Annotated in this window: 15 protein-coding genes; 7 read left to right on the top strand and 8 right to left on the bottom strand. The window is 67.4% G+C overall.

From position 1 onward, the window contains the following. Nucleotides 1-438: 438 nt before the first annotated feature. The 3 genes from AB0M87_RS00005 to thyX form a co-directional block, all read right to left on the bottom strand. Nucleotides 439-2,124, bottom strand: a complete 1,686-nt coding sequence (locus AB0M87_RS00005) for a ribonuclease J (RefSeq protein WP_365848810.1) — start codon at nt 2,122-2,124, stop codon at nt 439-441. Nucleotides 2,125-2,298: 174 nt separating this feature from the next. Continuing rightward, on the bottom strand, nt 2,299-3,198 hold the full coding sequence (dapA, locus tag AB0M87_RS00010; RefSeq protein WP_365848812.1) for a 4-hydroxy-tetrahydrodipicolinate synthase: 900 nt from the start codon (nt 3,196-3,198) through the stop codon (nt 2,299-2,301). Nucleotides 3,199-3,388: 190 nt separating this feature from the next. After that, nucleotides 3,389-5,035: an FAD-dependent thymidylate synthase gene (gene thyX / locus AB0M87_RS00015; protein ID WP_365848813.1), complete on the bottom strand. Its 1,647-nt coding sequence runs from the start codon at nt 5,033-5,035 to the stop codon at nt 3,389-3,391. A 232-nt stretch (nt 5,036-5,267) separates the two neighbouring features. Between thyX and AB0M87_RS00020 the strand changes: the two genes are divergently transcribed. After that, on the top strand, nt 5,268-5,507 hold the full coding sequence (locus AB0M87_RS00020) for a hypothetical protein (protein WP_365848815.1): 240 nt from the start codon (nt 5,268-5,270) through the stop codon (nt 5,505-5,507). Between the two features lie 93 nt (nt 5,508-5,600). Continuing rightward, nucleotides 5,601-6,161 carry a hypothetical protein gene (locus tag AB0M87_RS00025; protein ID WP_365848817.1) on the top strand — a complete coding sequence of 187 codons (561 nt, stop codon included), beginning with the start codon at nt 5,601-5,603 and terminating at the stop codon, nt 6,159-6,161. 22 nt (nt 6,162-6,183) lie between these two features. Here AB0M87_RS00025 and AB0M87_RS00030 read toward each other — a convergent pair whose 3' ends face one another. The 5 genes from AB0M87_RS00030 to rpsO all read right to left on the bottom strand — a co-directional run bounded on the left by AB0M87_RS00030 (nt 6,184) and on the right by rpsO (nt 11,653). Then, nucleotides 6,184-6,636 carry a tetratricopeptide repeat protein gene (locus AB0M87_RS00030; protein WP_365848818.1) on the bottom strand — a complete coding sequence of 151 codons (453 nt, stop codon included), beginning with the start codon at nt 6,634-6,636 and terminating at the stop codon, nt 6,184-6,186. Nucleotides 6,637-6,644: 8 nt separating this feature from the next. Continuing rightward, a complete protein-coding gene (gene dapB / locus AB0M87_RS00035; RefSeq protein ID WP_365848819.1) occupies nt 6,645-7,400 on the bottom strand; it encodes a 4-hydroxy-tetrahydrodipicolinate reductase in 756 nt (251 codons plus the stop codon). 95 nt (nt 7,401-7,495) lie between these two features. After that, nucleotides 7,496-8,875, bottom strand: a complete 1,380-nt coding sequence (locus AB0M87_RS00040; RefSeq protein ID WP_365848820.1) for a pitrilysin family protein — start codon at nt 8,873-8,875, stop codon at nt 7,496-7,498. Further along, nucleotides 8,872-11,085: a polyribonucleotide nucleotidyltransferase gene (locus AB0M87_RS00045; RefSeq protein WP_365849825.1), complete on the bottom strand. Its 2,214-nt coding sequence runs from the start codon at nt 11,083-11,085 to the stop codon at nt 8,872-8,874. The genes AB0M87_RS00040 and AB0M87_RS00045 overlap by 4 nt, the downstream gene beginning before the upstream one ends. Before the next feature lie 277 nt (nt 11,086-11,362). Then, the gene (rpsO, locus tag AB0M87_RS00050; protein ID WP_067164948.1) at nt 11,363-11,653 is read right to left on the bottom strand and encodes a 30S ribosomal protein S15; all 291 of its coding nucleotides are present in this window, start codon (nt 11,651-11,653) and stop codon (nt 11,363-11,365) included. Nucleotides 11,654-11,923: 270 nt separating this feature from the next. Between rpsO and ctaD the strand changes: the two genes are divergently transcribed. From ctaD to AB0M87_RS00075, 5 genes are all read left to right on the top strand, one after another. Next, entirely contained in the window at nt 11,924-13,654 is a 1,731-nt protein-coding gene (gene ctaD, locus AB0M87_RS00055; protein ID WP_365848822.1) for a cytochrome c oxidase subunit I, read from the top strand. A 52-nt stretch (nt 13,655-13,706) separates the two neighbouring features. After that, on the top strand, nt 13,707-14,048 hold the full coding sequence (locus AB0M87_RS00060; RefSeq protein WP_365848824.1) for a hypothetical protein: 342 nt from the start codon (nt 13,707-13,709) through the stop codon (nt 14,046-14,048). A gap of 105 nt (nt 14,049-14,153) precedes the next feature. Beyond that, nucleotides 14,154-14,465, top strand: a complete 312-nt coding sequence (locus AB0M87_RS00065) for a DUF397 domain-containing protein (protein ID WP_365848825.1) — start codon at nt 14,154-14,156, stop codon at nt 14,463-14,465. 278 nt (nt 14,466-14,743) lie between these two features. After that, nucleotides 14,744-17,812, top strand: coding sequence for an SCO5717 family growth-regulating ATPase (locus AB0M87_RS00070; protein WP_365848826.1), 3,069 nt, complete (start codon nt 14,744-14,746; stop codon nt 17,810-17,812). Between the two features lie 177 nt (nt 17,813-17,989). Next, on the top strand, nt 17,990-19,858 hold the full coding sequence (locus AB0M87_RS00075; protein WP_365848828.1) for an ABC transporter substrate-binding protein: 1,869 nt from the start codon (nt 17,990-17,992) through the stop codon (nt 19,856-19,858).

Genomic DNA, 19,858 nt, shown 5'->3' on the forward strand with positions numbered 1-19,858 from the left:
AAGCAGCAGGACTTTTTCAAAGGAACCGCGTCTCTTACGAGACGGGGTATCAACATATCTGGCGTTGACTTTTGGCACGCTGTTGAGTTCTCAAGGAACGGACGCTTCCTTTGTACTCACCCGCAGAACATTCTCTGGGGTTTTCCTCCGGGCTTCCCTTCGGTCTTGCGTTTCCGACTCTATCAGACTCTTTCGTGTCCGATTCCCGGCCGGCGGGGTCCGCTTTCCAGTTCCGCGCTTTCGCGTTTCCCTTTCCGGCGATTCCGACTTTATCAGAGATTCTGAGTCGGAATTCCCACCCGTTTTGGTCCGGTCCGAGCACACGAGTGTGTTGGGAGGCCCGTTCAGGTGGAGCCGTAAACGTACTGGAGCGGGGCGCCCCGATGCAAATCGGGGTCCCCGCTCCGGTACGAACCGCTGTGTCAGGCCTCGACCGGGTCAGACCTCGACGACGACGGGGAGGATCATCGGACGCCGACGGTAGTTGTCGGAGACCCACTTGCCCACGGTGCGACGGATGAGCTGCTGGAGCTGGTGCGGCTCCATGACTCCGTCCTGGGCGGACTTGTTCAGTGCTTCCTCGATCTTGGGCACCACAGCGCTGAACGCCGCGTCGTCGATGCCCGATCCCCTGGCTTGGATATAGGGCCCACCCACGATTTTGCCGCTCGAGCTGTCGACCACGATGAAGACCGAGATGATGCCCTCTTCACCGAGGATGCGACGGTCCTTGAGCGAGGTCTCCGTGACATCACCGACCGAGAGGCCGTCCACGTACACGTAACCGGCCTGCACCTTGCCGACGATCTTCGCTTTGCCCTCGACCAGGTCGACGACCACGCCGTCCTCGGCAATGACGATGTGGTCCTTGGGAACACCCGTCAGCGCACCGAGTTCAGCGTTGGCCCGCAGGTGGCGCCACTCGCCGTGGACCGGCATCAGGTTCTTGGGCTTGCAGATGTTGTAGAAGTACAACAGCTCGCCGGCCGACGCGTGGCCCGAGACATGGACCTTCGCATTGCCCTTGTGGACGACGTCGGCGCCCCAGCGGGTCAGGCCGTTGATCACGCGGTAGACCGCGTTCTCGTTGCCGGGAATGAGCGAGGACGCCAGGATCACCGTGTCGCCCTGGACAATCCGGATCTGATGGTCGCGATTGGCCATCCGGGAGAGAGCCGCCATCGGCTCGCCCTGCGAGCCCGTGCAGACCAGCACGACCTCGTCGTCCGGCAGGTCGTCGAGCGTCTTGACGTCGACCACCAGCCCTGCGGGGACTCGGAGATAGCCGAGATCACGGGCGATGCCCATGTTCCTGACCATCGAGCGGCCGACGAAGGCGACCCGGCGCCCGTACTCGTGCGCCGCGTCGAGGATCTGCTGGATGCGGTGCACGTGGCTGGCGAAACTCGCCACGATGATGCGCTTGGGCGCGTTGGCGAAGACCGTGCGGAGCACGTTGGAGATGTCGCGCTCCGGCGGTACGAAGCCCGGTACCTCGGCATTGGTCGAGTCTGCCAGCAGGAGGTCGATACCCTCCTCGCCGAGCTTGGCGAAGGTCGGCAGGTCCGTGAGGCGTCGGTCCAGCGGAAGCTGGTCCATCTTGAAGTCGCCGGTGTGCACCGCCATACCGGCGGGTGTGCGGATGGCGACCGCAAGGGCATCCGGGATGGAGTGGTTGACCGCCACGAACTCGCAGTCGAACGGGCCGATCCTCTCCCGGTGTCCCTCCGTCACCTCGAGGGTGTACGGGCGGATGCGGTGCTCCTGGAGCTTGGCCTCGATCAGCGCGAGGGTCAGCTTGGAGCCGATCAGCGGGATGTCCTGCTTCAGCCTGAGCAGGTAGGGCACACCACCGATGTGGTCCTCGTGGCCGTGCGTGAGCACGATGCCCTCGATGTCGTTGAGGCGGTCCCTGATGGACGTGAAGTCCGGCAGGATCAGGTCGATCCCCGGCTGCTCCTCCTCGGGGAAGAGCACGCCACAGTCGACGATCAGCAGCCGGCCTCCGTACTCGAAGACCGTCATGTTTCGGCCGATCTCGCCGAGACCGCCGAGGGGCGTGACGCGCAGGCCGTTCTTGGGAAGCTTCGGCGGCGCGCCGAGTTCAGGATGCGGATGACTCAAAAGACTCTCCTCACCACACACGCCACGTACCTAAGGCACGTGGCGCGCATGACATTCGTGCACTTGCTGTTGTCAGATGGTTGTACGTATTCAGTTGTGAAGCCTGTGATGACGTTCGTGGTCGGACGTCACGTTCAGAAGTCGGGCTGAGCAGTCAGATTCAGAAGTCCGTGTTCAAAGTTCTACCCCGCCGGCCGCGAGATCGATCTTGAGCTGAGCCTTTTCCTCCGAGGTGAGCTCCACCAGCGGCAGACGCAGCGGGCCGGCCGGCAGTCCCTGCTGGGCGAGTGCCGCCTTGGTGGTGATCACTCCCTGCGTACGGAACATGCCGGTGAAGACCGGGAGCAGCCGCTGGTGGATCTCGGTCGCCTTCTGCACGTCGCCCGCCAGGTATGCCTCCAGGAGGGCGCGCAGCTCGGGGGTGACCAGATGGCCCACCACGGAGACGAAGCCGCAGGCGCCGACCGAGAACAGCGGGAGATTCAACATGTCGTCGCCGGAGTACCAGGCCAGACCGCTGCGAGCGATGGCCCAGCTGGCCCGCCCGAGGTCACCCTTGGCGTCCTTGTTCGCGACGATCCGCGGGTGCTCGGCGAGCCGGACGATCGTCTCGGTGTTGATCGGGACACCGCTGCGGCCCGGAATGTCATACAGCATGACCGGTAGCTCGGTGGCGTCGGCGATGGCGACGAAGTGCCTGAGCAGGCCCTCCTGCGGCGGCTTGTTGTAGTACGGCGTCACGGCCAGCAGTCCGTGGGCGCCCGCGGCCTCTGCGGCGCGGGCCAGTTCGAGGCTGTGCCGGGTGTCGTTGGTGCCGACGCCTGCGATGACGTGGGCCCGGTCGCCGACCGCTTCCCGTACGGCTCGTACGAGGTCGTTTTTCTCCGCGTCGCTGGTGGTCGGGGACTCGCCGGTGGTGCCGTTGACGACCAGGCCGTCGTTGCCTGCGTCCACCAGATGGGCAGCGAGCCGCTGAGCGCCTTCGATGTCGAGCGCACCGTCCGCCGTGAAGGGCGTGACCATAGCGGTGAGGACCCGCCCGAAGGGGGTCTGCGGAGTGGAGATCGGAGCCATGGGTACCACGCTACTCGCTGCTCAGTGCGGTACGTGCCTTCGGGGACGCCTTCGGGCGACCGGAGCGACGGAGCCCGGCACTGCCTGCTCGGGGGTTCAAGCAGTGCCGGGTCCGTTTGATCAGCCTAGATGAACTTCTCCAAACGGTGCAATACGGACACTTCGTGCGGGTGATGCGTACACCAGTGCTCTACGGGGCGACCCGGCCGTTGGTGTTGAAGGCCGCATGGGTGAGTGGCATGAGCCTCGCCCAGTGCTCCTCCATCTGCTCCCCGACCATCTCGATCTCCCGTTGCGGGAAGGACGGCACCTTCGCCAGCTCGTGCTGGGTGCGCAGCCCGAGGAAATGCATCAGCGAACGCGCGTTGCACGTCGCGTACATCGAGGAGAACAGGCCCACCGGCAGCACCGCACGTGCCACTTCACGCGCCACACCGGCGGCCAGCATCTCCTGGTACGCCTCGTACGCCTGGCGGTAGGAGTCCTCCATCGCACGGCCGGTGAGTTCCTGCTGCGCGTCGGTGCCCTCGACGAATTCGTACTTCCCCGGACGGCCCTGCTGGACCAGCTTGCGATCTTCGCCGGGTACGTAGAAGACCGGCTGGAGTTCCCGGTAACGACCGGATTCCTCGTTGTACGAGTTGTGTACGACGATGCCGTTGGCCAGGAAGTTGTGCCAGGGGCCCTCCACCGACAGGTCGTAGGTCATCTCCTCGCCGTCTTCGATGATCGAAACGATCGCGTCCGGCCGAGCTGCCGCGGCCTTCCCGCCCCGTCGTGCGTATTCCTCCTCCGCGCTCTTGCGCGCATGGCACGCCTGGCACGCGGGGGCGAGATTCGCCTCGTCCAGCGCCTTCGTCAGGTCGCTCGCCACGGGGATCACATGGTCGAGTGCGAGTTCCTCGCTGGGGAACGAACCCTCGCAGAGATGGCATACGTCCACGTCGTTGATCAGCTGGGAACGCTGCATCGAGGTCCAAACGCCGATCCCGCGCCGCAGACTCGGCGGCACCGGCCGCTCGGTGGGGCCTGCGGCTGTGGCAGCGGCCATCACCGCGTCCCCGACCGCCAGCTCCCCCGCCTTCCGCCACCCTTCCGGCGTGAAAACAGCGTGGTCCACGGTGGAGCGGAGCACGCGGCCGCTCTCGGTCGTGATCATGATCAGCGGCTTCACACCGGACTCGATCACATCGATGATCGGAGCACGGGTCGCGACCAGCGTTTCCTCGTCGTAGCAACGCACCTGATTCCGGCGGGCCGACTCCAGCTTCGGGATCCGGGTGCTCGGGTGCTCTTCCCGGAACTCGACGACTGCCGACTCGGCCGCCTCACGGTTCTCGTACAGCCCCAGGTAGTGGTTCTTGTCGCCGGTGCGGACCTGCGCCATCCACTTTCCTGCCCCGGAATGCCAGGTGACTCCCCCTGCGGAGTGCGGCAAGCGGTCCTCGACGCCGACATGCCAGAGCCGGTACAGATCCGCGATCGTTCTGCGCCGGAGGTTTCCCGCCTCACTCTCCAGGGTGATTTCGGTGTCGCCCGCGAGACACCACCCGACCCGGTGACGCATGAACTCACGGAAGACGAAGATCGGGGCGCTGACGAAGAAGGTCATCGAGTTGTGCTCGAAGGGGCTCCCGTGGCGGTCCCGCATCAGGAAGTTGATGAGCCCCTTGGAGCGCTCAGGGTCCTTCTGCAGCTCTTCCAGGGACTGCTCACCCGCCGTGGAGACTCGGGCCGCCCACAGCACGTCGGAGTCGCTCGCGCTGTGCTTGACCAGCTCGACGGTGACGTCGCTGCGGAAGCTCGGCTTGGGGTCTGAGGTGGGAGTGTCGCTCACCGGCGGGGTCCTTCCAGTTGCATCGCTCGGGCGGCGCCCACTCTACGGCGCGGCACCGACAACACCCGACGGACGGACCGAGGGCAGAATTCTTCGGCCGATCGGTCGTGAACGGGCACCGATCGACAGCTTTGGACGTCTGTATCGGTAGAAGCGGAGTATCCGGGAAAGAGCTCAACCGGATGACCGCGTGATGCGTGATCCGAACCCAGATTCAAGGAGAAGTGCCCCTATGTTCCGCCGGCGAGAGGCCGTCCCGTTCGCATTTGTCGCCGAGGCCGACCACTTCCGCAGCAACGTCGAACCGCCGTCCCGTCCACGCCCCAGCACGTCCCAGCTCGCAGGCCAGGCCCTGATCGGCATCACCGTCATCGCCGGTCTGGTCGGATCGCTGCTGTTCGGGCTGCCTGCGCTGGCCGCGGATCAGTCACCCGCCGCCACCCATCATTCGGAAGCCGCACACGGACACTGACTCGTCCGGACCCCTGGGGTGGTCGGCCGATCATCTCATCGGTAGCCTCACCGGGCACAGCCAATGGAGCGTGCTTGTGAGTGAGGATCAGCCGTGCCCCTGCCTTTCCTGACGGCCGACCGTGCGTTCGGCGCAGCCGCCGAGCCTTCCGACGATGTTGCGCTGCCGTTCGACGACCATGACCAGTGGCGGCGGCCGTACCGTCCCGGCCCCTGGCGGGTCGGGACGGCCGCGCTGCTTCTGCTGCTGGCCTCTTTCATACTGCTGGCGGCCGTGATCATCGCCGCCGCCGGTGCCGTGCCGGGTGGAATCACCTGCGTGGGCCTCGGCCTGGCCGTCATCGCGGGTGCCCTGCGGCTGCTGCGCGTCGGCACCTGGGTGAGCCGGCACGGAGTCCGGCGGGTGGGTTTCCTGCGGACCCACACCGTGCCGTGGCGCCGGACCGCCGCAGTACGCACCGTGCAGCAGCCGGTTCGCTGGCTGGGGCTGCCGCGGACCGTCCAGGGGGAGGCGCTCGTCCTGCTGCAGCAGAACGGTGAGCAGCTCGCTCCGCTGCTCACCGACCACAATGCCGACTTCCTGGCCCGCCACGAGGCCTTCGACCGCGCCGCCGACACCATCGAGGCGTGGAACGCCGAGTACGCGCGCCGGTGACCGGCCGGGTGCCCGGCCGCTGTCAGACGCTCACCGGACGGCCCGCATGCAGTGCGATGGCGCGCTGCATCGCCTTACGGGCGCGCGGGGTGTCCCGGGCGTCCTGGTAGGCGACCGCGAGCCGGAACCAGCAGCGCCAGTCGTCCGGGCTGTCCTCGGTCTCCTCCTTGCGACGGGTGAAGACCGCGTCGGCGGAATCCCGGTCGATACGGCCGCTCGGCGTTCGGACCAACTCGTCCACCGGCAGGCCGCCCTCGGCGTCCAGTTCGGCAGCGAGCCGGTTGGCGCGCTGGACGAACTGCGTGTTCTTCCAGAGGAACCAGATGCCGATCAGCGGAAGGATCAGCACGGCCACACCGAAGGTGACCGTGAGCAGCGTGCCGTTCTGAATGAGCAGCACGCCCCGGCTGCCGACCAGGAAGAAGTAGAAGACCAGGACGGCAGCCGTGACGAAGTAAGTGATCTTTGCGCGCATGGTCGCCGTCAGCTCAGATCGAGGAAGTGTTCCAGGCCGAGGGTCAGGCCGGGGGCGGTGACCACGCGGCGGATGCCGAGCAGGATGCCCGGCATGAAGCTGCTGTGGTGCAGGGAGTCGTGGCGGATGGTGAGCGTCTCGCCGGCACCACCGAGCAGCACCTCCTGGTGGGCGAGCAGGCCGCGCAGCCGTACCGAGTGCACGGGGACGCCGTCCACGTCGGCGCCACGCGCCCCGTCCAGGGCGGTGCTGGTCGCATCGGGCTGCGGAGCACAGCCGGCCTTCGCCCGAGCCGCCGCGATCAGCTGTGCAGTGCGCTGTGCGGTGCCGGACGGAGCGTCCGCCTTGTTCGGGTGATGCAGCTCGATGACCTCGACGGACTCGAAGAATCGTGCCGCTGCCTGTGCGAACGTCATGGTGAGCACGGCGCCGATGGAGAAGTTCGGAGCGACCAGCACGCCGGTCCCCGGCGAGTCCTCGAGCCAACCGCGGAGTTTCGCGAGGCGCTCGTCGGTCCAGCCGGTGGTGCCGACGACGCCGTGGATTCCGTTGCGTACGCAGAAGTCCAGGTTGCCCATCACCGCTTCCGGGTGCGTCAGGTCGACGGCGACCTGGGCCCCGGCTGCGGTGAGCGCCTCGAGTGTGTCGTCCCGGTCGACCGCGGCGACCAGTTCGAGGTCGGGGGCGGCGTCGACGGCTCGTGCGGCTTCGGAGCCGATCCGGCCCCCGGCGCCGATGACCGCCACCCGCAGCTTGCTGCTCATGCTCTCTCTTCCTTCGTACGCGGACGGCTCGTACGCCGACCGCTCGTACGCGGACCGCTCGTGGGCGAAACCGCTCGTGGTCAGGTTGCTCGCGGTCAGGAGACCGCTTCGTGGAGGCGGTCGGCCTGCTTGTCCTTCAGTGGGCCGATAACCGAAAGGGAGGCCCGCTGGTCAAGAATGTCGCGGGCGACGGAGCGAACGTCGTCCGGGGTGACCGACGCGGTCCGCTCCAGCATTTCGTCGACCGAGATCTGCGAGCCCCAGCACACTTCGCTCTTGCCGATCCGGTGCATCAGCGCCCCGGTGTCCTCCAGCCCGAGGACCGTGGAACCGGCGAGCTGGCCGATGGCGCGGCGGATCTCGTCGTCGGTGAGTCCGTCGGACGCCACCTGGGCCAGTTCCGCGCGACAGATCTTGAGGACCTCGGGCACCTGGCTCGGCCGGCAGCCGGCGTAGACCCCGAAGAGCCCGCAGTCGGCGAAGCCCGAGGTGTACGAGTACACGCTGTAGGCGAGGCCGCGCTTCTCCCGGATCTCCTGGAAGAGACGTGAGGACATACCGCCGCCGAGTGCGGTGTTCAGCACGCTCATGGCCCAGCGCCGGTCGTCCGTGCGGGCAAGACCCGGCATGCCGAGGACGACGTGTGCCTGCTCGGTCTTCCGGTTCAGCAGATCGACACGGCCCGCGGGGCGAACGGTGCGAGAGCCCTCGCGCGGGCCCAGCGGGACCGCGTCCGTACGGGTCAGGGCACCCGCACGGTCGAAGGCCCGGCGGACCTGGCGTACCACCGTGGCGTGGTCGATATTGCCCGCGGCGGCGACGACGAGGTGCGTCGGGTCGTAGTGCTTCTTGTAGAAGCGGGCGATCCGGCCGCGGTCCAGGGCGTTGACGGTGTCCACGGTGCCCAGGACCGGGCGGCCGAGCGGGGTGTCGCCGAGCATGGTGGTCGCGAAGAGGTCGTGGACACAGTCGCCCGGGTCGTCCTCCGTCATGGCGATCTCCTCGAGGATGACGCCGCGTTCCGCGTCGACGTCCTCGGGCGTTATCAGCGAGCCGGTCAGCATGTCGCAGACCACATCGATGGCCAGCGGCAGGTCGGTGTCCAGGACCCGCGCGTAGTAGCAGGTGTACTCCTTCGCCGTGAAGGCGTTCATCTCGCCGCCGACCGCGTCGATCGCGGCGGAGATGTCGAGGGCGCTGCGCCGGGCGGTGCCCTTGAAGAGGAGGTGCTCGAGGTAGTGGGTGGCGCCGTTCAGCGTGGGCGTCTCGTCACGGGAGCCGACGTGCGCCCAGATGCCGAAGGTCGCCGACCGCACGGAGGGCAACGTCTCGGTGACCACGCGCAGGCCACCCGGGAGGGTGGTCCTGCGCACGGTACCTGCGCCGTTCTCGCCCTTGAGAAGCGTTTGGGTACGGGCGACGGCCCGCACCTCCGAAGAGGTGCGGGCCGTCGCCGCGGAACTACGGGACGTCACTTGTCGGAGTCGTCCTTCTTCTGGTCCTCTTCTCCCTCGATCACGGGGACCAGGGAGAGCTTGCCGCGCGAGTCGATCTCACCGATCTCGACCTGCACCTTGGAGCCGACCGCGAGCACGTCCTCGACGTTCTCCACGCGCTTGCCACCGGCCAGCTTGCGGATCTGCGAGATGTGCAGCAGGCCGTCCTTGCCCGGCATCAGCGACACGAACGCACCGAAGGTGGTGGTCTTGACGACCGTACCCAGGTAACGCTCGCCGACCTCCGGCATGGTCGGGTTGGCGATCGAGTTGATCGTGGCGCGCGCGGCCTCGGCCTGCGAGCCGGCCTGGGCACCGATGTAGATGGTGCCGTCGTCCTCGATCGTGATGTCGGCGCCGGTGTCCTCCTGGATCTGGTTGATCATCTTGCCCTTGGGGCCGATGACCTCGCCGATCTTGTCCACCGGGATCTTGACGGTGATGATCCGCGGGGCGTTCGGGGACATCTCGTCCGGAACGTCGATGGCCTCGTTCATCACATCGAGGATGTGCAGGCGGGCGTCCCGGGCCTGCTTCAGCGCGGCGGCCAGCACTGAGGCGGGGATGCCGTCGAGCTTGGTGTCGAGCTGCAGCGCGGTCACGAACTGCTTGGTGCCGGCGACCTTGAAGTCCATGTCGCCGTACGCGTCCTCCGCACCGAGGATGTCGGTGAGGGCGACGTAGTGCGTCTTGCCGTCGATCTCCTGCGAGATCAGACCCATGGCGATACCGGCGACGGCGGCCTTGAGGGGCACACCGGCGTTCAGCAGCGACATGGTGGAGGCACAGACCGAGCCCATGGACGTCGAGCCGTTGGAGCCCAGCGCCTCGGAGACCTGGCGGATCGCGTAGGGGAACTCCTCGCGCGACGGCAGCACCGGCACCAGGGCACGCTCGGCGAGCGCACCGTGGCCGATCTCGCGGCGCTTCGGCGAGCCCACGCGGCCGGTCTCACCGACCGAGTACGGCGGGAAGTTGTAGTTGTGCATGTAGCGCTTGCGGGTCACCGGGGAGAGGGTGTCCAGCTGCTGCTCCATGCGGAGCATGTTGAGGGTGGTGACGCCCAGGATCTGGGTCTCGCCACGCTCGAAGAGCGCCGAGCCGTGCACCCGCGGGATCGCCTCGACCTCGGCGGCGAGCGTACGGATGTCCGTGACGCCACGGCCGTCGATACGGACCTTGTCCTTGATGACGCGCTCGCGGACCAGCTTCTTGGTCAGCGCGCGGTAGGCACCCGAGATCTCCTTCTCGCGGCCCTCGAACTGCGGGAGCAGCTTCTCGCCGGCGATCTCCTTGATGCGGTCGAGCTCGCCCTCGCGCTCCTGCTTGCCGGCGATGGTGAGCGCCTTGGCGAGCTCGGTGCTGACGGCGGCGGTGAGCGCCTGCAGGACGTCGTCCTGGTAGTCGAGGAAGACCGGGAACTCACCGGTGGGCTTGGCGGCCTTGGCGGCGAGGTCCGACTGGGCCTTGCACAGCACCTTGATGAAGGGCTTCGCGGCCTCGAGACCGGCGGCGACGACCTCCTCGGTGGGGGCCTCGGCGCCGTCCTTGACGAGCTGGATGGTCTTCTCGGTGGCCTCAGCCTCGACCATCATGATCGCGACGTCGCCGTCCTCGAGGACGCGGCCCGCGACGACCATGTCGAAGACGGCGTCCTCGAGCTCGGTGTGCGTCGGGAAGGCAACCCACTGGCCCTTGATCAGGGCGACACGGGTGCCGCCGATCGGGCCGGAGAACGGCAGACCGGCCAGCATCGTGGAGCACGAGGCGGCGTTGATCGCGACCACGTCGTAGAGGTGGTCGGGGTTGAGCGCCATGATCGTCTCGACGATCTGGATCTCGTTGCGCAGGCCCTTCCTGAAGGAGGGGCGCAGCGGGCGGTCGATCAGGCGGCAGGTGAGGATCGCGTCCTCGGAGGGCCGACCCTCACGACGGAAGAAGGAACCCGGGATCTTGCCGGCCGCGTACTGCCGCTCCTCGACGTCCACCGTCAGGGGGAAGAAGTCGAGCTGGTCCTTGGGCTTCTTGGAAGCGCTGGTGGCCGACAGCACCATGGTGTCGTCGTCCAGGTACGCAACGGCGGAACCGGCGGCCTGCTTGGCCAGCCGTCCCGTCTCGAAGCGGATGGTGCGGGTGCCGAAGGTTCCGTTGTCGATAACGGCCTCGGCGTAGTGGGTCTCGTTCTCCACTAGCGTTTTCTCCATACTCGTCGTCTTTCGTCCCCTCGCCCGTGTGGCGGAGGACGCTGCGGAGAAGCGCTCCCTGAGTGCGGGACCGGTCTTCGATCGAAGCACCCGGGCGTTTTCCCGGGGGCCACTACCGAGGACCGGTGGCGGCGGGGTGCGCTTCTCCTCGTTCGCTGTCGCGTTCCAAGCCCAGGTTACTGAGCCGGGTGCGGGTTCCGCACGTACAGCAAAGGGAGCGGTCCCCTGGATGTGGGGCCCGCTCCCTCGCTCACAGACGTACTTACTTGGCACCGCCGGCCGCACCGCGGCGGATGCCGAGGCGGTCGACCAGCGCACGGAAGCGCTGGATGTCCTTCTTGGCCAGGTACTGCAGAAGGCGGCGACGCTGGCCGACCAGGATCAGCAGACCCCGGCGGGAGTGGTGGTCGTGCTTGTGCGTCTTGAGGTGCTCCGTCAGGTCCGAGATGCGGCGGGAGAGCATGGCGACCTGAACCTCGGGGGAACCGGTGTCGCCCTCCTTCTGGCCGAACTCGGACATGATCTGCTTCTTCGTAGCGGCGTCGAGCGACACGTTTACTCCTCGTGAGTGTTCAGGCCACCGAGTGCCCCAGGTCGAATTCTCTGGGGATCTTCCGTAACTCGGGAGGCGGAGATCCGTTGGGCGCAGCCTCCGATGATCCGGAGGCGCGTACACAAACGGCCGCCACACAGACTACCAGTCTTTCGGTACGCCCGATCAGCACCCGCGACGCGCCCCGAAACGGGTGAATCTGGGCCGCCCGGCCGGGGCTGGGCCATGCTCCTGCTTGATTTTGGCGCATCGATCAGGAGGAACGTCGCTGTGACGACGAGGGCCACCGAGGGTTCGGCAGAGGAAGAGGCCACTTACGCGAACGAGGTCCCGGTACGCCGGAGACGTCCTGGCACGGTCATCGTCTCCTGGGCCACCACGACTGATCATAAGACGATCGGCACGATGTATCTGGTCACCTCGTTCGCCTTTTTCTGCATCGGTGGTGTGCTGGCCCTGGTGATGCGGGCCGAGCTGGCCCGTCCGGGCACCCAGATCATGTCGAACGAGCAGTACAACCAGGCGTTCACCATGCATGGCACGATCATGCTGCTGATGTTCGCGACCCCGTTGTTCGCCGGATTCACGAACTGGATCATGCCGCTGCAGATCGGCGCGCCCGATGTGGCCTTCCCGCGGCTGAACATGCTCGCGTACTGGTTCTACCTCTTCGGCTCACTGATCGCCGTGGGCGGCTTCCTCACCCCGCAGGGCTCGGCCTCTTTCGGCTGGTTCGCATACGCTCCGTTGAACAACGAGGTCTACTCGCCCGAGGTCGGCGGCGACCTGTGGATCATGGGTCTGGCGCTGTCCGGTTTCGGTACGATCCTCGGCTCGGTCAACTTCGTCACCACGATCGTCTGCATGCGCGCGCCCGGCATGACGATGTTCCGGATGCCGATCTTCGTATGGAACGTCCTGCTGACCGCCGTGCTGGTGCTTTTCGCCTTCCCGATCCTCGCCGGGGCACTGCTCGCGCTGGAGGCCGACCGGCAGTTCGGCGCGCACATCTTCGATGCGGCAAGTGGTGGCGCGCTGCTCTGGCAACACCTCTTCTGGTTCTTCGGCCATCCTGAGGTGTACATCATCGCGCTGCCGTTCTTCGGGATCGTCTCCGAGGTCATCCCGGTGTTCTCCAGGAAGCCGATGTTCGGCTACATCGGACTGGTCGGCGCGACGATTTCGATCGCCGGCCTGTCGGTGACGGTGTGGGCGCACCACATGTTCGTCACCGGCGGGGTACTGCTGCCGTACTTCTCCTTCATGTCCTTCCTGATCGCGGTGCCGACCGGGGTGAAGTTCTTCAACTGGATCGGCACGATGTGGAAGGGGTCACTGAGTTTCGAGACCCCGATGCTCTGGGCCGTCGGCTTCCTGGTCACCTTCCTCTTCGGTGGTCTGACCGGCGTCATCCTGGCCTCGCCGCCGATGGACTTCCACGTCTCGGACTCCTACTTCGTGGTGGCGCACTTCCACTACGTCGTCTTCGGCACCGTGGTCTTCGCGATGTTCTCCGGGTTCTACTTCTGGTGGCCGAAGTTCACCGGGAAGATGCTGGACGAGCGGCTCGGCAAGATCAACTTCTGGACGCTGTTCGTGGGCTTCCACGGCACCTTCCTGGTGCAGCACTGGCTGGGCGTCGAGGGCATGCCGCGGCGGTACGCGGACTACCTGGCGGCCGACGGCTTCACCGCGCTGAACACCGTTTCGACCATCAGCTCCTTCCTGCTCGGGCTGTCGCTCCTGCCGTTCCTCTACAACGTCTGGAAGACCGCCAAGTACGGCAAGAAGGTCGAGGTCGACGACCCCTGGGGCTACGGACGTTCACTCGAATGGGCGACGTCCTGCCCGCCGCCGCGGCACAACTTCTGCACCCTGCCGCGGATCCGTTCCGAAGCCCCGTCGTTCGACCTGCACCACCCGGAAATCGTCACTCTCGACGAAATCGCCACCCGTCCCACCGCTTCCGCGACCGTGGCCCCCGGCGACAAGCAGAGCTGAGAAGCAGTTGGCCAACAGCTGCTGAGGCGTACTCCCCGAGGAAGGAGACGGCGTGGAGGCCGATGGGGACATGGCACGCGGTCTGGTGCAGATCGAGGGATATCTCCTGTGGAACGCCGAGGTCGACGAGGCCCGACGCCAGGCGGTGTGCTTCGCGGAGCAACTGCCCTGGCTGACGGCCGCGCAGCGTGAGGACGTGGAGCGGGTCTACACCGACGACCGGGTGGCCGTCTCCCGGGCCGTGCTCGTCCGGATCGCCGACCGGGCCGTCTCGCTGCGCGCCGAGTACACGGCCCGCTACCGGCAACTGAAAAGACGCTGTGTGGCGGTGACCGTGATGGCGGTCGGCGCGGCGGGTGGCACCTGTACCGCGATCGAGCTGCTCAGCCGCTGAAACCGTTCGTCACCATGCACCGTTACGAAGGTGTGAGCAGGTGCCGGCCGCCCAAGTAGGGTGGGTCGGCAGCTTGTTCTTACGTCGGGAAGGGACCGCGCCGCCATGGCTGATGCAACGGGATCGGGCGAGAAGGATCGCAAGGAGCGCGAGAAGGACGAGCTCTACGCCCTCGACATCTCGGGGGTCGAATGGCAGAGCGCGCCGGGCACCTCGGAACACGAGGAGCGGGTCGAGATCGCGTATCTGCCCGGTGGGGCCGTTGCCATGCGATCGTCCGTCGACCACGGCACGGTGCTGCGCTACACCGAGGCCGAGTGGCGGGCCTTCGTACTGGGGGCCCGGGACGGCGAGTTCGATCTTGAGCCCGCGCCGCACAACGGCGGGACCGCGGCCGTAACGGAACAACGGCCCTGATATCGTCCGCTTTTGGCGCCTTCCTTACGTTTTGATCGACGCGATGTGACGCAACTCGGCAGCTTCTGGGCCGGGCGTGACGTAAAGGTCACTGTTCCCGGTGCACTCCGCCATGCCGTGCCGGTGCGATTGGTGATTAGGCTGGGACGGGGCGCACGCCAGAACCCGCGAGCGGGTCGTTCGCGTCCTTACGGGGAGAGCCAGGCGGATCGGACGACAGGAACGGTCGCCCCCCACCACGACGGCACGAGGGTGCTCGACCACCAGCGGGAGGCATTGTGAGCAGCGATCGGGACGAGATCCGCGGGGGCTCGGACTCACCCGTCGACGATCAGTCCGACGCGGAGCCTGTCGAGGCGACGGGTGAGTTCACCATCGACTACACCCCGCCGGCCTGGTACACGCAGAACGCGTCGGACGCGCAGGCGCAGGAATCGGACGCGCAGGAACAGGAGCCGGTGACGCCCGCGCCGGAGCCGACCCCGCCACCCGCTTCCACTCCCCCGCCCCCGCCGCGAGTTCAGGCCGGCCCGCCCGTCGGAGGTCCGGCTGCGGTGCCCGGCCTGCCGTTGACCGGGGGGTTCCAGCCGAGCTGGACACCGTCGCCGCCGCCCGAGCCGGAAGCGGCTCCGGAGCGCGCGCCGGCCCGGGAAACGGAGCCGGCCGCCGAACGGCAGCCCGAGCGGCCGGAGAAGGCCGCCGAGGCACTCGGAGGTGGCGACGTGGAGAGCGGCGCGACCATGAAATTCTCACCGGCCGCGCTGAAGCGTGAGTTCGAGAAGCTGGAAGCGGCCGCGAAGGCCGCCCGGGAACGCGCCGAAGCTCCGGTGGTCCTCTCGGAGCCTGCCGGCGAGAGCAGCGCAGCCCCGGCGAGCCCCGAACCGAAGGAACCGGAGGAATCCGGGAACGAGTCGGCCGCTGAGGCATGGAGCGCCGCAGACACCCGGGACGAGCTTTCCGGGGCGGCGGCCCAGACGACGGCCGAGACGACGGACGGTGCTGCCGAGGCGGACGGCCCGGCCGATGAACCCGCCGATGCCGTACCCGTGGACGCGATCCAGGACGCCGTCCCGCAGGACACGCCGCCTCCATCGGGGCTGCCCTGGTCGCCTGCGCCGTCGGACGGGCCGCAGAGTGAGCTGCCGCCGCTGCCCCCGGCGTTTCAGCCCGCGACCCCGCCCCCCGCTTCGCAGTGGCCGACACCCCCGCCGACCGCCGATCAGTCCCAGCCGCAGGGCGGTCCCACGGCTTCCCCCGCGGCATGGGAGACACAGGCCGCCCCCACACCCGACCTTCCGGGTGGTTACGGCTACCCCCGGTCGGCCGCCGCGCCGCAGCCCCCGGCCGTCGAACCGCTACAGCCGCCCACCCCACCGCCGTCCGTCCCGCAGGCACCGGCTCCGCAGGCGCCGCCTCCGCAGGATGCGATCCCGCATTCGCCGCCTCCGCAGACGCCCCAGGCCGGTTACGGCTTTCCGCAACAGGCGCAACCCCCCGCCCAGCAGCCGCAGGGGCCACAGGGCCCGCAGGCGGGTTACGGCTTCCCGCCCCCGGCGCCTCAGCTGCCGGCCGCGCAACAACAGCCGCCGCAGAGCGCACCGGCGCCCCAGGGACCGCAGAACCCGCAGAATCCGTACCCGCAGAACCCGTACCCGCCGCACGGCGGTTACGGGTTCCCGCAACAGGCCCAGCCCCCCGCCCAGCAGCCGCAGCCGTTGCCTCTCCCGCCGCAGGCCTCCCAGGCGCCTCAGGTGCCCCAGGCCCCGCCGCCCTCCGGGGCGCCCCAGTCGCCGCAAGGCGGATATGGCTTCCCCCAGCAGCAGACACCGCAGATCCCGCAGCAGCAGGCGCCCCGGGCGGGTTACGGCTTCCCGCCGCCCGCCGAGAACCTGCCTGCCACCCAGCAGCCGCAGGGCCCACCGGCACCACGCGGGCCACAGACGCCGCAGATGCCCCACCCGCCGCAGGGCGGATACGGCTTCCCGCAACCCGGGGCAGAGGCTCCCAACGGACCCCAGCAGCCGCAGGAGCAGCAGCCTCCTCCGGGACCCGTCGATCCCCGCACGGGGGCGGCCTGGCCGCAGCCTGTCGCACACGACCAGCGCGAGCGTTCCGTCCCGGGCGGTGCACCGCTCGGTTATACGGCGGCCGTTGAGCTCTCGTCCGACCGGCTGATCCGGAACAAGCAGAAGCCGAAGAGCAGCCGCAGTGGCCCGGCCGGTGCGTCCCGCTTCAGGATCGGTGGCAAGAAGGAGGAGGCCGAGCGGCAGCGCAAGCTCGAGCTGATCCGCACACCGGTGCTGTCCTGCTATCGGATCGCCGTCATCAGCCTCAAGGGCGGCGTCGGCAAGACCACGACCACCACCGCACTGGGTTCGACGCTGGCCACCGAACGGCAGGACAAGATTCTGGCGATCGACGCCAACCCGGACGCCGGAACACTCGGCCGCCGGGTACGGCGCGAGACCGGGGCCACCATTCGTGACCTGGTCCAGGCGATCCCTCATCTCAACTCCTACATGGACATCCGCCGGTTCACCTCGCAGGCGCCGTCCGGGCTGGAGATCATCGCCAACGACGTGGACCCCGCCGTTTCCACCACGTTCAACGACGAGGACTATCGACGGGCCATCGATGTCCTGGGCAAGCAGTACCCGATCATCCTCACGGACTCGGGCACCGGTCTGCTCTACAGCGCGATGCGCGGCGTCCTCGACCTGGCCGACCAGTTGATCATCATCTCCACTCCGTCCGTAGACGGTGCGTCCAGCGCGAGCACCACGCTCGACTGGCTCTCCGCGCACGGCTATGCCGAACTGGTCTCCCGTTCGCTCACGGTGATCTCGGGGGTCCGCGAGACCGGCAAGATGATCAAGGTCGAGGACATCGTGCAGCACTTCGAGACCCGCTGCCGCGCGGTCGTCGTCGTGCCGTTCGACGAGCATCTGTCGGCAGGCGCGGAGGTCGACTTGGACATGATGCGGCCCAAGACCCGGGAGGCGTACTTCAACCTCTCCGCCCTGGTCGCCGAGGACTTCCAGCGGGCGCAGCAGGCCCAGGGGTTGTGGACCGGAGACGGTCAGGCCGCGCCGCCGCACATGGCACCGCCGATGCCGGGCGGCGCGCAGCAACAGCCGTACGCACCGCAGCAGCCACAGCCTCCCCAGCCGTACGCACCACAGCAGCCACAGCCTCCCCAGCCGTACGCACCACAGCAGCCACAGCCTCCCCAGCCGTACGGGCAGCAGCAGTCACCTCCGCAGCCGTACGGCGGCCAGCAGTATCCGCAGCAGTACCCGCCGCCGGGACAAGGCTGGCAGCAGCCCCCGCCAGCCCCTCAGCAGTAAGGCAATAGAGGTATAGACCACTGAAGGCCCACACCGTCCGCGCGGTGTGGGCCTTCAGGCATTTCTGCAGCCCAGATGGGGTATAGGCCAACGTTGACACGTTTAGACCACCGCTGATAAACCTTCGCTTCACCAGCTGGCGACTCCATGATTCACCTGACGCGAGGTCAACGCCCCATGGACAGAAGAGTTCCGACCGGCACCATCCAGCACCGCTCCCGCACCCGTCTGCTTCTGGCCACCGGCGCCGCCGCGTTCGCGCTCGTGGCGGCAGCCGCGACCCCGCTGAACCCTGCTCCGCAGCAGGCCCAGGCGGCCACGACCAAGGGTGATGCTCCGTCCGGTGGCAAGAAGGTCCTCACTGTCGCCGTGAACCAGAGCATCGACTCGCTGAGTCCCTTTCTGGCCACCCGCCTGGGATCCACCACCGCACTGCGGCTGATGTACGACTACCTGACGAACTATGACGTCAAGGACGGCCACACGATCCCGGGCCTCGCCACCGCCTGGAAGACCTCGCCGGACAAGCTCACGTGGACGTTCACCATCCGCAAGAACTCCAAGTGGTCGGACGGCCGGCAGGCCACAGCCGACGACGCGGCCTGGACGTTCAACAAGATGATGACCGACGAGGGCGCGGCCACCGCGAACGGCAACTTCACCGCGAACTTCAAGAAGGTCACCGCGCCCGACCCGCAGACGCTGGTCGTCCAGTTGAAGAAGCCGCAGGCCACGATGACCGCGCTCGACGTGCCGATCGTGCCGAAGCACGTCTGGGAGCAGGTCAAGGACTTCTCGAAGTTCAACAACGACAAGCAGTTCCCGATCGTCGGCGACGGGCCGTTCATCCTGACGGACTACAAGGTCGACCAGTATCTGAAGTTCAAGCCGAACAAGACCTTCTGGCGGGGCACGCCGAAGTTCGACGAACTGGACTTCAAGTTCTACAAGGACAACGATTCCGCGGTGGCCGCGCTGGAGAAGGGCGAGGTCTCCTTCGTCCAGGGCCTCACCCCGGCGCAGGCCGCCGCGCTCAGGACCGAGAAGAACATCAAGGTCAACGACGCACCCGGCCGCAGGTTCTACGCCCTCGCCACCAACCCGGGCGCCAAGGCCAAGAACGGCAAGAAGTTCGGCAACGGCAACCCCGCGCTGCTCGACCCGAAGGTCCGCAAGGCGCTCTTCGCGGCCACCGACACGAAGACCATCATCGACAAGGTCTTCCAGGGCCACGCCGCCCAGGGCGAGGGCTACATCCCGCCGCGCTTCTCCGACTACTTCTGGAAGCCGGCCGCGGACCAGAAGGTCTCGTACGACCCGGCCAAGGCGGCCAGTCTGCTCGACGAGGCGGGCTACCGGAAGAACAGCGCGGGCAAACGCCTCGGTAAGGACGGAAAGCCGCTCAGCTTCCGCATCCTCTGCCATGCCACCGACCCGAACGACAAGGCCATCGGCAAGTACATGAAGGAGTGGTGGGGCAAGCTCGGCATCGGCCTCACGGTCGACTGCCTGGACAACGTCTCCGACCCCTGGCTGGCCGGTAACTACGACCTGGCCTTCGACGGCTACTCGGTCAACCCCGACCCGGACTACGTCCTCTCCATTCACACCTGCGCCGCGCTGCCCGCCACGCCCAAGGACACCGGAGCCACCGACAACTTCATCTGCGACAAGAAGTTCGACGAGCTGTACGCCCAACAGGGCGCCGAGTACGACCCGGCCAAGCGGGCCGATCTGGTGAAGCAGATGGAATCGCGGCTGTACGACACCGGATACATGAATGTCATGGCGTACCCGAACGCCGTCGAGGCGTACCGTACCGATCAGATCAAGTCCATCGAGACGATGCCCGAGGCCGCAGGCAACATCTGGGGCCAGGACGGCTACTGGAGCTGGTGGTCGGCGGTTCCGGCGAGCAGTAGCACCGCCACGTCGTCGGGCTCCTCGACCGGCCTCATCATCGGCATCGTCGCGGCCGTCATCGTCATCGGGCTCGGAGGCTTCGTCGCCCTGCGCCGCCGTTCCACCGCGGAAGACCGTGAATAA

Source organism: Streptomyces sp. NPDC051320, assembly GCF_040682175.1.
Lineage (GTDB): Bacteria > Actinomycetota > Actinomycetes > Streptomycetales > Streptomycetaceae > Streptomyces.